Here is a 14,151-nt window from a genome sequence, read left to right as displayed (position 1 = left end):
GCAACTTAGGTTGCTCCGGCTTTTTGTTGTCTGCCATCTCTGACGGCAACTCTTCAGGCTCCGACAAAAACGCTCGCGGCAATTTTTTGTGGCCTCGCTATAGTGATGGTCGGCTGCCAGCAGCGCTTGCATGTTACCAAGTGTGTTTAACGATAATTCAATGCATGACGTTGCGTTGATAGTTATGGATAATCGGCCGTTATGCTTGTGCCGACAACGACTTAGCTGATCCGTTGTGGTGCATGGAATATCACCGTCAGGGAGTTGCGACTCCAGTTTTCGTAGCTGGATCGCACGACCTGACGTGCCTGCATAAGGGGTTTTTCCGATGGCGCTTGCGCTGATTGTCGCCTTGCCATTTCTTGGTTTATTTCTGCCGGTACTCACCGAGCGGCTTGGACGCTCGGCCTGTGCTGCGGCTGCGGCACTCGCGCCCGTGGTGGCGCTGGTGCTGCTGTTCAACCACCAATCGGCGGTGTTCGCTGGTGAGGTGCTGCGGGTCAAGCTGGAGTGGCTGCCGCACCTGGGCCTGAACCTCAGCCTGCGCCTCGATGGTCTGGGTTTCCTGTTCGCCTTGCTGATTCTCGGCATCGGTCTGCTGGTGATCCTCTACGCCCGTTATTACCTGGCCAAGACCGAGCCAATGGGACGTTTCTTCGCGTTCCTGCTGCTGTTCATGGGCGCCATGCTCGGTGTGGTGCTGTCGGAAAATCTGCTGCTGATGTTGATGTTCTGGGAGCTGACCAGCCTGTCATCGTTCCTGCTGATCGGTTTCTGGGGCTCGCGTTCCGAGGCGCGCAAAGGTGCGCGCATGGCGTTGGCAATCACCGGTGGCGGTGGTCTGGCGCTGCTCGCCGGTATTTTGCTGATCGGTCACATCGCCGGCAGTTTTGAGCTGTCTCAGGTGCTGGCCGCCGGCTATGCCATCCGTGCGCACGAGTTGTATCCGCTGGCGCTGGTGCTGGTGCTGCTGGGTGTGTTCACCAAATCGGCGCAATTCCCGTTCCACTTCTGGCTGCCGCACGCCATGGCGGCGCCGACGCCGGTATCGGCCTATCTGCACTCGGCGACCATGGTCAAAGCCGGGGTATTCCTGCTGGCACGCCTGTACCCGGCGCTGGCTGGCTCCGAGTGGTGGTTCTACATGGTCAGTCTGACCGGTCTGGCCACGTTGCTGGTGGGGGCGTGCATGGCGCTGTTCCAGCATGACCTCAAAGGCCTGCTGGCTTATTCGACCATCAGCCACCTGGGCCTGATCACCCTGCTGTTCGGCCTGGATACCCGCCTGGCTGCGGTAGCGGCGGTGTTCCACATCATCAACCACGCGACCTTCAAGGCCTCGCTGTTCATGGCTGCGGGCATCATTGACCACGAAACCGGTAGCCGCGACATGCGGCGCATCAACGGCTTGTGGAAGTTCATGCCGCATACGGCAGTGCTGGCGATGGTGGCGGCTTCGGCCATGGCTGGCGTGCCGCTGCTCAACGGTTTTTTGAGCAAGGAAATGTTCTTCACCGAAACCCTGCACCAGCACCTGCTGGGTGGTTTCAATTGGGTGATTCCGGCAGCCGCGACCCTGGCCGGTGTGTTCTCGGTGGCCTACTCGCTGCGCTTCATCCATGACGTATTCTTCAACGGCGAGCCGATCGACCTGCCCAAGTACCCGCCGCACGAGCCACCTCGCTACATGAAAGTGCCGGTTGAGGTGCTGGTCTTCCTCTGCCTGCTGGTCGGTATCGTGCCAGCCTACACGGTAGCGCCATTGTTGGCCGCCGCCGCCGCTTCGACCCTGGGTGGCGAGCTGCCTGAGTACAGCCTGGCGGTCTGGCACGGCTTCAACCTGCCGCTGCTGATGAGTTTCGTTGCGCTGTTCGGTGGGATCATCGTCTACACCTGCCGCAAACCGCTGTTCCGCTGGTACGAGGGGCTGCCCAACCTGGATGCCAAGGATGCCTTCGATCAGGTGGTGCGTTACATGACGCGCCTGTCCGTGCGCATCACCGTGCTGCTGGAAAGCGGCTCGCAGCAGCGCTATCTGGCCTGGATGCTGGGCAGTGCCCTGACTCTGGTGATCATCGCGCTGTCGCCGCTCGAGCAGTTGACCGGTAGCGTGCCAATGACGCCAATCGATCCGCTGACCACCATTGGCATGCTGATTCTGATGGTGACTGCGGTGCTCACCGTGTTTTTCCACCGCCGCCGCCTCGTGGCACTGATGATCCTCAGCGCTGCTGGTCTGATGGTGGCACTGGCCTTCGCCCGCTTCTCCGCCCCGGATCTGGCGTTGACCCAGTTGTCGGTGGAGGTGGTGACCATCATCCTGCTGATGCTCACCCTGTACTTCATGACCGACCGCACACCTGCCGAGTCCAGCAGCCTGCGTGGTCTGCGTGATCTGACCCTGGCGTTGGGCAGCGGCACCATGGTGGCGATGCTGACCTATGCGGTGCTGACCCGTCCCTATCAGAGCATTTCGTCGTTCTTTCTCGAGAACAGCGTGTCCGGCGGTGGTGGCACCAATGTGGTCAATGTGATCCTGGTGGACTTCCGCGGCTTCGATACTCTGGGTGAGATCACCGTGCTGGCGATTGCTGCCATCGGTATCTACGCGCTGCTGCATGGCCTGCACCTGCCGCATCCGACCCATGACAAGAACGGTCGTCCGTGGTCGACCGACGCGCATCCGATGATCCTCGACAACCTGGCGCGGGCCATGCTGCCGATGGCGCTGCTGATTTCGGCGTTCATCTTCCTGCGCGGGCACAACCTGCCGGGCGGCGGCTTCATCGCCGGCCTGATCACTTCGGTGGCGCTGATTCTGCAGTACATCTCCCATGGTGTGACCTGGACTCAGGAACGCCTGAAATTCAGTTATCACGCCACGGCCGGCTGGGGCGTGCTGATCGCTGGGTTGACTGGTCTGGGTAGTTGGCTCTTCGGCTCGCCGTTCCTGACTTCGGCATTTGGCCATTTCCATATTCCGCTGATTGGCGAAATCGAACTGGCCACCGCGATCCTCTTCGATCTTGGGGTGTATCTGGCCGTTGTCGGCGCCACCCTGCTGATCCTTTCCAATATCGGCCATGTCAGTCAGGACGAGTCGTGCAAGGAGGTCATCTGATATGGAGGCAGTATTCGCAATTACCCTCGGGGTGTTGGCTGCCAGCGGCGTCTACCTGCTGCTGCGGGCGCGCATTTTCCCGGTGGTGATGGGGCTGACCCTGATCTCTTACGCGGTCAATCTGTTCATCTTCGCCATGGGCCGGCTCGGCACGGGCGTGCCGGCGGTGATCGGCAAGAGCGCCGAGTATGGTGATCCGTTGCCACAGGCGCTGGTACTGACCGCCATCGTCATTGGCTTCGCCATGACTGCGTTCGTCGTGGTGCTGGCCCTACGTGGCATGGGTGAGCTGAAAACCGATCACGTCGATGGCGAGGAGCCGCGCGCATGAGTCACGCCATCATCCTCCCCATTCTGCTGCCGATGTTTTTCGGCGCGTTGTTGCTGGTCGGCCACGGCTGGTCGCGTGAGGTGAAGCGGGGTATTTCCCTGATCGGCTGCCTGGCGCTGCTGCCGGTGTGTCTGTATCTGGTACTGCTGGCTGGTGCGGGGCAGTTGCAGGTTTATGCGTTGGGCAACTGGGTGGCGCCGTTCGGCATCATGCTGCTGCTCGATCGCTTCAACGCTGCGCTGCTGTTGCTTACCTCACTGCTCGCTTGCTTCGCCCTCATCTACGCCTGCCGTGGCGATGATGAGCGTGGGCCGAACTTTCATGCGCTGTTCCAGTTCCAGTTGCTGGGCATCAATGGTGCGTTCCTGACCGCCGACCTGTTCAACCTGTTCGTGTTTTTCGAGATTCTGCTGATCTCGTCCTACGCGCTGCTGCTGCATGGCAACCGTGCCAATCAGGTCAAGGCCGGCGTGCATTACGTGGTGCTCAACCTGCTGGGCTCGTCGTTCTTCCTGATCGGCGTCAGCCTGTTGTACGGCCTGACCGGCACCCTGAACATGCCGGACCTGGCAGCGCGCGTAGCCAGCGCCGATGTCGCCGATGCACCGTTGATCAAGGCCGCGGCCTACCTGTTGCTGATTGTCTTCGGCCTCAAGGCTGCCGTGCTGCCGTTGTGTTTCTGGCTGCCACGCGCCTATGCCGCGGCGCCCGCTTCAGTGGCGGCGTTGTTCGCGATCATGACCAAGGTTGGCTTCTACGCCATCGTTCGCGTGTTCACCCTGGTGTTCGGCGAAGAGGCTGGGCCGCTGGCCAACCTAGGCCATGAGCTGCTCTGGTGGATGGCGCTGCCGACCATTGCCTTCGGTGTGATTGGTGCTCTGGGTGCGCGACAGTTGCAGGCGTTGCTGGCTTATCTGGTGGTGGTCTCGGTGGGCACGCTGATGGCTGGCTTCGCCATGGGCAACGTAGCGGCGTTGAGTGCTGCGCTTTATTACATGGTGCATAGCACACTGATCAGCGCGGCATTGTTTCTGTTGGCGGGGCTGGTGGTCGCCCAGCGTGATAGCGCTGGTGGCGATCTGCAGCAGGAGCGTGTGCTGCGTCAGCCGTTGGTGCTGGGCTGCATGTTCTTCTTCGCCTCCATCTCCGTGGCCGGGTTGCCGCCGTTCTCTGGTTTCCTCGGCAAGATGCTGCTGCTGCGCGCGGCAGAGCCAGGCTGGCAGGCCTGGAGCCTTTGGCCGGTAGTGCTGATCGGCGGTTTGCTGACGCTGGTGGCGCTGAGCCGCGCCGGTACCAGCCTGTTCTGGCTGGGCCATGGCGCGGATGCGTCGCCGTCGAAAGCTGAGCCGGCTGATCGTATCAGTCTGCTGGCTGCGCTGGGCCTGTTATTGGCCAGCCCGCTACTGCTGATCGCTGCTGCCCCGATAATGGCGTATCTGGAGGCCGCAGCTGCGCAATTGCTCGATCTGCAACCCTACCTGTCGATCATCGCTGGAGGTGCGGCATGAGGCGTTTGTTCCCCCATCCGCGGATGATGCTGGTGCTGGCGGTGCTATGGCTGCTGCTGGTCAACACCCTCAACCTGGGGCATATCCTGCTCGGGCTGTTTCTGGGCTGGTCGATCGTGCATCTGTGCGGCGATTTCCTGCTGACCGTGCCTAAAGTGCGCAAGCCCCTGGGGCTGCTGCTGTTTATTGGCAAGGTGTTCTACGACATCGTGGTGGCCAACCTGCAGGTGGTTAAGCTGGTGCTCGGGCCGAAATCACGCCTTGAGCCGGCATTCGTCGAGGTACCGGTGGAGATAGAAGACGAGTTCGTCCTGTCGGCCCTGGCCTGCATCATCTCGCTGACGCCCGGCACCGTCTCTGCCGGTCTCAGCTCTGACCACAAGACACTGCTGCTGCACGGGCTCAACGTGCCGGATCGCGACGAGCTGATCGCCGAGGTCAAGAGTCGCTACGAAAAGCCGCTGCTGGAGATTTTCGAATGCTCGAGAACGTAGTCTTTCTGTGCATGGGCATCCTCACGCTGGCCATGTTGCTCAATGTCGCGCGTCTGGTCGAAGGGCCGAGCGTGGTCGACCGCGTCCTGGCCCTGGATACCCTGTACATCAACGCGCTGGCGCTGATCGTGCTGTTCGGCATCTGGCTGGCGTCGGACCTGTTCTTCGAAGCCGCACTGCTGATCGCAGTGATGGGCTTCGTTGGTACGGTTGCGGTGGGCAAACACCTGCTGCACGGCGACATCATCGATTAAGGGGGGAATGACCATGCCGTTCTGGCTGGAACTGTTGATTTGCGCTTGCCTGATCCTGGGCAGCCTGTTCGCCCTGGTCGGTGCCATCGGGTTGTATCGCTTGCCGGACTTCTTTACCCGTCTGCATGGTCCGACCAAGGCCACGACGCTGGGGGTCGGCGCTACGCTGATCGCTTCGATGCTGTTCTTCGCTCATCACACCGGCAGTCTCAGTCTGCATGAGCTGCTGATCACGTTGTTCCTGTTCCTCACCGCGCCGGTCAGTGCGCACATCCTGTCCAAGGCGGCGATGCAGCAGAAGGTCGAGCTGACCGAGAAGACCCGCGGCCAGCCGTGGGACGATGATCACTGATTCACTGTCAGGTATTTCTCGTGCCTGGCTGTCACTGTCGCCAGGCAATTCCCCGGCCTAGACTGCGCCCTGAAATCAAGTTCAGGGGGAGTTGGGAGCATGAGCGAGCTGATCATTCGTCAGGCCATCGCCGAGGATATCGAAGCGCTCTGCGCGCTGATTCTCGAGCACGGGCCCAACCCCTGGAATCATCTGCCCGAGGTCGAGGTTCGCCAGCACCTGCAGGGTATTGCGACGAACGCGACGCTGGCGGTATTGGCCGAGGAGCAAGGGTTACTACTGGGGTTCGTCAGCTATCGCCTGACGCAGGATTTCGCGGATCATCAACCTGCCGCGCGTGCCGGGCAGGTGCATGGCTATATCTGCGAGGCGGTGGTGCATCGTGACTGCGCGGGTCGCGGACTTGGTGCTCATCTGCTCACGGAGGCGGTGCAGGACTTATGGCGTCGGGACGTGTGCGACGTCTATATCGATCGCCACGAAGAGAATGCCGCATCGGCAGGGATGATGCGCAAGGCCGGCTTCAGTGAGCTGCTGACCTATGCCGACCCGGCGCGTCGTCCGAATGGTTCGCGGCGTTCGACGCTGTGCTGCCTGCGCCGCGAGGGCCTTTGACGCTTCTACGGCTGCGCGCTATCGAGACTGACCGATATCCGTGGGTTAGGTGCCTGTCACCTATCCTGATGAGCCCGCACGGTCCGTTGCGCCGTAACCCACCATTGGCGCAACGCAGGACTATCGCCTGGTGGGTTACGCGGCGCACTGCGATGGCGCTGATCGGACATTCTCAGGCTTGGCGCCGCTAACCCACTCTATGGGGTATGTGATCCGAAGAGAGTTTAGCGATTCAACCCAAGCATGCTCTTGGCCACGGCCTCGGCCACACGAATGCCGTCGACGCCAGCAGAGAGGATGCCACCAGCGTAGCCGGCGCCTTCCCCGGCCGGATACAGGCCCTTGAGATTCAGACTCTGCAGATCATCGCCACGGGTGATGCGCACCGGCGATGAAGTGCGCGTTTCGATGCCGGTGAGTACCGCATCGGCCAGGTCGAAACCCTTGATCTGCTTGCCGAAGGCCGGTAGCGCCTCGCGGATGGCCTCGATGGCGAAATCCGGCAGCGACGGAGCCAGGTCGCCCAGCTTTACGCCAGGCTTGTAGGAGGGTTGTACTTCACCCAGTGCACTCGACGGCTTGCCAGCGATGAAGTCGCCGACCAGTTGCCCGGGCGCCTCGTAGTTGCGACCGCCGAGCACATAGGCGTGCGACTCCAGGCGCTCCTGCAGTTCCACGCCAGCCAGCGGGCCGCCCGGGTAGTCCTGCTCGGGAGTGATGCCGACGACGATGCCGGCGTTGGCGTTGCGCTCGTTGCGCGAGTACTGGCTCATGCCGTTAGTGACCACGCGCTCCGGCTCGGAGGTGGCGGCGACCACAGTACCGCCCGGGCACATGCAGAAGCTGTAGACCGAGCGACCGTTGCTGGCGTGGTGCACCAGCTTGTAATCGGCAGCGCCGAGTTTTGGGTGGCCTGCGTATTTGCCCAGGCGGGCGCGGTCGATCAGCGACTGCGGGTGTTCGATGCGGAAGCCGACCGAGAAGGGCTTGGCTTCCAGGTACACGCCGCGGGCATGGAGCATGCGGAAGGTGTCGCGCGAGCTGTGGCCGAGGGCGAGCACCACATGGCGGCTGAGGATCTGCTCGCCACTTTCCAGTACTACGCCGGTGAGCTGATCGTCTTCGATCAGCAGGTCGCTGACACGCTCCTGGAAACGCACTTCGCCGCCGAGAGCCTTGATCTCTTCACGCATGGTGGCGACCACGCCGGTCAGGCGGAAGGTGCCGATATGCGGCTTGCTGACGTAAAGGATCTCGTCCGGCGCGCCAGCCTTGACGAACTCCTGCAGCACCTTGCGCCCGTGGTGATGCGGGTCCTTGATCTGGCTGTACAGCTTGCCGTCGGAGAAGGTGCCTGCGCCGCCTTCGCCGAATTGCACGTTGGATTCCGGGTTGAGCTGGTTCTTGCGCCACAGGCCCCAGGTGTCCTTGGTGCGTTGGCGTACTTCCTTGCCGCGCTCGAGCACGATAGGGCGCAGGCCGGCCTGCGCCAGGATCAGCGCGGCGAAGATACCGCAGGGGCCGAAACCGACCACGATCGGGCGTTCGTCCAGCGGCGTTTCAGCTTTGCCCACTGGTTTGTAGGCGATGTCCGGTGCCGGGCCGACATGCTTGTCATCACTCAGGCGAGCGAGCAGGGCGGCTTCGTCTTTCACCTCGCAGTCGATGGTGTAGATGAACGGCATGTCGCCGTACTTCTTGCGCGCATCGTAGCTGCGCTTGAACACGCTGAAGGTCAGCAGGTCATTGTCGGCGATGCCCAGGCGCTGGACGATAGCCGGGCGCAGGGCATCATCGGCATGGTCGAGGGGCAGTTTCAGTTCGGTCAGGCGAAGCATGGGCGGTGTCCTGGTTGGCCGGTGGTGATCCGGCAAGGTGAAGAAGGGGCGCGATTGTACGGGATTCGCTGCCCGGATGGAGGGGGCCGGCAATCTCGAACGACTGGCGGCTTTGCTTCGTTGAGCGTAGGTGAACGATGTCTTCAACGCTGCGCGAGTACGGGCTCAGCTACGCTGGCGTTCGATCGCGCGCCCCCGAATGAACATCAGGGCAGCGCCCGCTAAGGCTGCTGCCGCGGCATAGACGATCACGGCTTGCGAGTCGAGGCTGTCGATGATCAGCCCTCCTAGAACCGCACCTGCGGCAATGGCGACCTGGAAGGTCGAGGACAGCAGGGCGCCAGCGCTTTCCGCATGATCGGCGGCGGCGCGCGCGTTCCAGATCGAGATCGATACCGGGAAGGCGCCGAAGGCGAAACCCCATAGCGCAATCGCGACGAAGGCAATGTTGGCCTGTGTGCCGAACAGGATCAGCGTGAGTGCAACGGCAGCGATCAGGAACGAGCAACTGCTGACTGCCCAGGCCGGACTGCGCGCGGCGACGGCGCCGCCGGCAAGGTTGCCGAAAAAGCCGCTGACACCGAAGGCCAGCAAGGCAAGCGAGACGGTCGCGACATCCAGGCGGGGAACCTCCTCGAGGAAGGGGCGGATGAAGGTCAGCGCGGCGAAGTGCCCGGAAATGACCAGCAGCCCGGTGCCGATGCCGACGACGACCGCACGCCGCGTCAGCGCTGCCTTGAAGGACGCCAGGCCCGGCGCTGCCGCGGCCGGCAGTTTGGGCAGGGTCAGCATCTGGATTGCCAGCGCCACCACGCCAATACCGGACGCCGCCAGGAAGGTTGCCTGCCAGCCCCACAATTCTCCCAGGTAGGCACCCAGCGGGGCAGCGAAGATGGTGGCGAGCGAGATGCCCATCATGATGATCGAAATGGCCCGCGGCACCTTGTCCGGCGGCACCAGGCGCAGGGCAAGCGCTGCCATCATGGCCCAGAAGCTGCCGAGGGCGAAGCCCAGCAGTCCACGTGCGATCAGCAGTACCGTGATGTTCGAGGCATAGGCCGAAAGGATGCAGGAGAACACCAGCATGGCCATCAGCCCCCAGACGATCTTTTGTCGATCCAGGCGGCCCGAGAACAGCACCACCAGTGGTCCGGCGAATGCGGCGACCACGGCGGTGGCGGTGATGGCCTGGCCCACCGCGCCGTTGGATACGCCCAGGTCCGCGGCCATCGGCGTCAGCAGGCTGATCGGCAGGAATTCCGCCGTGACCAGGCCGAAGGCGCCCAGGGCAAGAGAGATGACGGCCCACCACGCAGCAGACATGGATCGGGTGTCAGCAGATGAATCGGTATGGGGCATTACGGAATCCTTCATTTTCGTCTCCCGGTAGCTCAGCCGAACTGCACCAGTTCGAGCGAGGGCAACGGCCCACCGGGGAATTGCATCAGGCGCCCACCTTCGGCCAGCTCGCCAAGGTCGAGAGCGGCGAAGCCCAGCTCATCGATCAGTGCGCTGACCTGGGTTTTTGCGTGATTGTCGTCACCGGCCAGGAACAGCACACGCCGGCCGCCGCGCTCGGCGGGATCGGCGATGAGCAATCTGGGGTTCAAGTGGTTGAACGCCTTCACTACATGGGCGCCCGGCACCAGGTCGGCAAACACCTCGCTTGAGGTGCGGCCATGCAGATCGATGGGATTGAACAGCGGCGCTTCGATCGGGTTGTTACTGTCGATGACGATACGCCCGGCGAAGTCGGCAAGCCCGGACAGTGCGGCTGGCAGCTTCGACCAGTTCACCGCGACCAGCACGATGGACTGTGCTGCCGCCTGCTCACGGGTGCCGGCACGGATGCTCGGGCCGATGGATTGTACCAGGCCTTGCAAGCTCTCTGGCCCACGGCTGTTGGCGAGGATTGCCGGAATGTTCCGCCGCGCCAGGGCGCGAGCGAAGGCCGCACCGATCTGACCGGCACCGATGATGCCGATGTATGGGGACGTGCTCATGAGCAGGTTCCTTATTGAAATTGGTCGTGGCGTCTGCGGGGCAGGCCTTTGGCCGGCCCCACAGCGCTTCAGGAGGTAAAGCCACCGTCGGCGTGAATGTCTGCGCCAGTGATGAGCGAAGCCTGCGGACTGGCGAGGAAGGCCACGAGGTTGGCGATCTCGGTCGACTCTCCGTAACGACCCAATGCGATGCGCGGGGTGAGCAGCTTGGCGATCTCACCATCGGCCGGATTCATGTCGGTGTTCACCGGGCCGGGGTGGATGCTGTTGACCGTGATCCCGCGTGGCCCCAGGTCATGCGCCAGGCTGCGGTTGAAACCGGCTACGGCGCCTTTGGTCAGGCCATATGCAGCGAGCCCGGGAACGCCCGCATATTTGGTTACGGAGCTGCCGATATGAATGATGCGGCCGCCCTCCTGCATGTGCCGTACGGCTTCCTGGGTGGCGACGAAAACACCAGTGACGTTGATGTCCAGCATTGCCTGGTAGTCTTCGAAGCGGGTGTCTTCGATGGCACTGGCCGAGGCGATACCGGCGTTATTCACCAGAATGTCGAGGCTGCCGAACGCTTCTACCGTCTTCGCGACGGCGGCGCGCACGGCCTCGGGGTCGGCTGCGTTAGCCTGGATCGCCAGCGCTCGACCGCCCGCTGATTCGATTTCGACCGCGACTTCTTCAGCCAGTTTGGGCGAGCCATTGTAGGTGAAGGCAACTTGGGCGCCGTCAGCGGCCAGGCGTTTGGCGATAGCTGCGCCGATAGAGCGAGAGCCGCCTGTTACGAGAGCCGTCTTGCCGGCCAGGGGAAGGGGTTTGGAAGAAATTACGTTGCTCATGGTTCACTCCGTTTGATTGCCGAGACATTCGGTGGAGTGACTATCGCGTTTTCATTCATCTTTGATTAGCAGCTAATCGTTTGGATTATCTTCAAGTATCTGTTTAATATCGGTCCATGGAGACATTAGCCAACCTGGAATCATTCGTACGCAGTGCCGAGAGCGGTAGCTTCTCGGCGGCTGCACGTCGTCTTGCTCTGACGCCTGCAGCGGTGAGCCGCAATGTCGCCATGCTGGAGCGCAACCTGGGTGTACGGTTGTTCCAGCGCTCGACGCGCAAGCTGACGCTGACCGAGGCGGGCGAGTCTTTCTTGGCCGCGGTTAGCGGCAATCTGGAGTCCTTGCAGAACGCCATCGCCGCCGTATCAGCCGATGATGGCCAGCCGGCCGGTGTGCTCAAGATCAGCCTGGCGCCATCCTTTGGGACCGGTTACCTGCTGCCTCTTTTGCCCGAGTTCCTGCAGCGTTATCCCCGCGTTCGCCCTGAATGGCATTTCGAGAACCGTACGGTCGACCTGATTTCCGAGGGCTACGACGCCGCCATCGGCGGTGGCTTCGAGCTGGCCAGCGGCGTGGTCGCCCGCACACTGGCGCCGCTGCACGTCGTTGCCTTTGCCTCTCCCGCTTATCTGGCTCGGCACAGGTTGCCAGCCGATCCATCAGGCCTGATCGAGCTGGACTGCATCGTCATGCGCTCTCTGTCTTCGGGTCGTATCCGTACCTGGAACATGCGCAACGCACAGGGCGATGAAGTGATCGCGACGATGCGTGAGACCCTGGTGGTCAACGATCCAACTGCTGTGCGAGAGGCTGCGCGGTTGGGCCTGGGAGTGGCGATGCTTGCCGTGCCCGATGTGTTGCCCTGGCTGGAGACGGGCGAGCTGGTGCGGGTGCTGCCGCGCTGGTGGGCGGATGCCGGCGCGTTGTCGCTGTATTACCCCAGTCGTCAGTTGCTGCCGGGCAAGACACGCAGCTTCATCGACTTCGTGGTCGAGGCCTTCGAGCGGGAAGATTACGCGCGGCGTTTCGCCGGAAGTTTGGGCTAGCACCCCGTTGAGCAATCCATGCCGGTGACACCTGGCGGGGCCACCGGCATTGGCGCGGCTCAGTTACGCATGGCGCCGAAATGTGCGCAGCCACGCAGCACCTGGCCCTCGAGGCGCAGTTCGGCGCTGAGGTGGTTGACCGCGCCGCTCATGCCGTCGACGCAGCGCTGCGGTGCAACCCACAGGTCCAGACGCTGACCATTGGCTTCGCTGCTGAAATTCAGGCGACCGTCCGGCATCTGTTCTTCCAGATAAGGCAGGGCCAACGGCTCTTGATCAGGGCGGTTCAGTACCAGGCCCTTGCTACCGACTTCCACTTGCCAGAACGGCTCGTTGCCGCTGGCGCGCAGGGCCAGGCGCTTGAAGTTGAGGTCGTCGCAGCCGTGTCCTTCACCTTGCAGACGATAGATCTGGTTGACTTCGAAGCGACCATCGCTGCCCTTGCCCTGGCTGCCGCCCAGGCGCCCGGCCAGATCGGCGAACAGGCTGGACTGGCTATCACTGCCAAGTTGCATGACTTCGCGCTCGATACCGGTGGTGTCGCCATCGACCAGCACGAAGCGACGCTGTTCCTGGCAGGGAGTGAACACCAGCTGACCATTTTCGACCTGGACTTGACCTTGCAAGCGAGTCGCTGGCGGTGGGCCTTCCGGCTTGCCGGTGTAGACCTGGCAGGCGGCCAGGAGCGGGAGAAGGGCGACGCTGGTAAGCAGGGAGCGGGTGATGGACATGAGTCTCTCCAGATACGAGCGGCCACCATAGCCACAGCGCGACCTTGGCTCAAGCCGTTTGCTTTGACTGGGCCGCACGAGTACGGCCTAATTCGCCCCTTCATAAGCCGTCGAGCAGCTTCTGCAATGCCCAACCTCGCCATGCGCCCCAGCACGCTTCATTTGCCCCAGGGCCACTGGGCGACGGTGCTCGATTGCCTGTGCGATCACTTTCCCGCCATCGACCGCGCCACCTGGCTGCAACGTATGGCGCGCGGTCGGGTGCTGGATGCGGCTGGTGCGCCTATCGATGCCACGCACCCTTATCGCGTCGGGCTCAAGGTGCGCTATTTCCGTGAGGTGCCGAACGAGACGCCGATTCCCTTCGACGAGCAGGTGCTGTGGCAGGACGAGCACCTGCTGGTCGCCGACAAACCGCATTTCCTGCCGGTGATGCCGGCCGGTGAATACGTCGAGCAGACGCTGCTGGCGCGGCTGATCAAGCGCACCGGCAATCCCGATCTGGTGCCGATCCACCGCATCGACCGACTGACGGCCGGCCTGGTGCTGTTCTCGGTCAATCCAGCCAGTCGCGGCCAGTATCAGGCACTGTTTCGCCAGCGTGCGGTGGAGAAGTGCTATGAGGCCATCGCCCCTGCATTGCCGCAGCTGCAGTTTCCCTACCTACACCGTTCACGGATGGTTGATGGCGAGCCGTTCTTTCGTATGCAGGAAGTTGCTGGCGAGGCCAACAGCGAAACGCGAATCGAGGTGCTGGAACGACGCGGCGAACTGTGGCGTTACGGCTTGTCGCCGGTAACCGGGCGTAAGCATCAACTGCGCGTACATCTGGCCGGGCTCGGTGCGCCCATCGTCGGCGACGATTTCTATCCGCAGTTGCTGGAGTCGCGTAATCAGCCGGATGACTACGGCAAGCCGCTCAAGCTGCTGGCGCGCGGCTTGCGCTTCGTCGACCCGGTCAGTGGTCAAGTGCGTGAGTTCCAGAGCGAATTGCAGCTGCAGTGGTAGCTTCCACTCGTGGGAGG

The 14,151-nt window shown here is 62.6% G+C and carries 14 protein-coding genes; 9 read left to right on the top strand and 5 right to left on the bottom strand.

Annotation, left to right across the window (positions count from 1 at the left end; genetic code table 11):
- The first annotated feature begins 328 nt into the window (after window positions 1-328).
- From CXP40_RS05425 to CXP40_RS05395, 7 genes are all read left to right on the top strand, one after another.
- Entirely contained in the window at window positions 329-3,121 is a 2,793-nt protein-coding gene (locus CXP40_RS05425; RefSeq protein WP_106732960.1) for a monovalent cation/H+ antiporter subunit A, read from the top strand.
- 1 nt (window position 3,122) lies between these two features.
- Window positions 3,123-3,452, top strand: coding sequence for a Na+/H+ antiporter subunit C (locus CXP40_RS05420; RefSeq protein WP_099522068.1), 330 nt, complete (start codon window positions 3,123-3,125; stop codon window positions 3,450-3,452).
- The gene (locus CXP40_RS05415; RefSeq protein ID WP_106732959.1) at window positions 3,449-4,960 is read left to right on the top strand and encodes a monovalent cation/H+ antiporter subunit D; all 1,512 of its coding nucleotides are present in this window, start codon (window positions 3,449-3,451) and stop codon (window positions 4,958-4,960) included. The genes CXP40_RS05420 and CXP40_RS05415 overlap by 4 nt, the downstream gene beginning before the upstream one ends.
- Window positions 4,957-5,454: a Na+/H+ antiporter subunit E gene (locus tag CXP40_RS05410; RefSeq protein WP_106732958.1), complete on the top strand. Its 498-nt coding sequence runs from the start codon at window positions 4,957-4,959 to the stop codon at window positions 5,452-5,454. The genes CXP40_RS05415 and CXP40_RS05410 overlap by 4 nt, the downstream gene beginning before the upstream one ends.
- On the top strand, window positions 5,439-5,708 hold the full coding sequence (locus CXP40_RS05405) for a K+/H+ antiporter subunit F (protein ID WP_013714638.1): 270 nt from the start codon (window positions 5,439-5,441) through the stop codon (window positions 5,706-5,708). Before CXP40_RS05410 ends, CXP40_RS05405 begins: the two co-directional genes overlap by 16 nt.
- Window positions 5,709-5,721: 13 nt before the next feature.
- Window positions 5,722-6,060, top strand: a complete 339-nt coding sequence (locus tag CXP40_RS05400; protein ID WP_106733157.1) for a Na+/H+ antiporter subunit G — start codon at window positions 5,722-5,724, stop codon at window positions 6,058-6,060.
- A gap of 99 nt (window positions 6,061-6,159) precedes the next feature.
- The gene (locus tag CXP40_RS05395; RefSeq protein ID WP_106732957.1) at window positions 6,160-6,675 is read left to right on the top strand and encodes a GNAT family N-acetyltransferase; all 516 of its coding nucleotides are present in this window, start codon (window positions 6,160-6,162) and stop codon (window positions 6,673-6,675) included.
- A gap of 224 nt (window positions 6,676-6,899) precedes the next feature.
- Here CXP40_RS05395 and CXP40_RS05390 read toward each other — a convergent pair whose 3' ends face one another.
- From CXP40_RS05390 to CXP40_RS05375, 4 genes are all read right to left on the bottom strand, one after another.
- On the bottom strand, window positions 6,900-8,513 hold the full coding sequence (locus CXP40_RS05390) for an NAD(P)/FAD-dependent oxidoreductase (protein WP_106732956.1): 1,614 nt from the start codon (window positions 8,511-8,513) through the stop codon (window positions 6,900-6,902).
- A 165-nt stretch (window positions 8,514-8,678) separates the two neighbouring features.
- The gene (locus CXP40_RS05385) at window positions 8,679-9,836 is read right to left on the bottom strand and encodes an MFS transporter (RefSeq protein ID WP_256579245.1); all 1,158 of its coding nucleotides are present in this window, start codon (window positions 9,834-9,836) and stop codon (window positions 8,679-8,681) included.
- Between the two features lie 68 nt (window positions 9,837-9,904).
- Window positions 9,905-10,516 carry an NADPH-dependent F420 reductase gene (locus CXP40_RS05380; protein WP_106732955.1) on the bottom strand — a complete coding sequence of 204 codons (612 nt, stop codon included), beginning with the start codon at window positions 10,514-10,516 and terminating at the stop codon, window positions 9,905-9,907.
- A gap of 68 nt (window positions 10,517-10,584) precedes the next feature.
- A complete protein-coding gene (locus CXP40_RS05375; RefSeq protein WP_106732954.1) occupies window positions 10,585-11,349 on the bottom strand; it encodes a 3-oxoacyl-ACP reductase family protein in 765 nt (254 codons plus the stop codon).
- A 116-nt stretch (window positions 11,350-11,465) separates the two neighbouring features.
- Between CXP40_RS05375 and CXP40_RS05370 the strand changes: the two genes are divergently transcribed.
- Window positions 11,466-12,395, top strand: a complete 930-nt coding sequence (locus CXP40_RS05370) for a LysR family transcriptional regulator (protein ID WP_106732953.1) — start codon at window positions 11,466-11,468, stop codon at window positions 12,393-12,395.
- A gap of 59 nt (window positions 12,396-12,454) precedes the next feature.
- Here CXP40_RS05370 and CXP40_RS05365 read toward each other — a convergent pair whose 3' ends face one another.
- Window positions 12,455-13,126 carry a COG3650 family protein gene (locus CXP40_RS05365; protein WP_106732952.1) on the bottom strand — a complete coding sequence of 224 codons (672 nt, stop codon included), beginning with the start codon at window positions 13,124-13,126 and terminating at the stop codon, window positions 12,455-12,457.
- 126 nt (window positions 13,127-13,252) lie between these two features.
- Between CXP40_RS05365 and CXP40_RS05360 the strand changes: the two genes are divergently transcribed.
- Complete coding sequence (locus tag CXP40_RS05360; RefSeq protein ID WP_106732951.1) at window positions 13,253-14,134, top strand: RluA family pseudouridine synthase; 882 nt, start codon at window positions 13,253-13,255, stop codon at window positions 14,132-14,134.
- Window positions 14,135-14,151: the final 17 nt, after the last annotated feature.

Origin of the sequence: Pseudomonas sp. YY-1, assembly GCF_002843095.1 — a bacterium.
Taxonomy (GTDB): domain Bacteria; phylum Pseudomonadota; class Gammaproteobacteria; order Pseudomonadales; family Pseudomonadaceae; genus Aquipseudomonas; species Aquipseudomonas sediminis_A.
The sequence above is the reverse complement of the archived record's forward strand: the minus strand, read 5'-3'. Positions and strand labels throughout refer to the sequence as shown.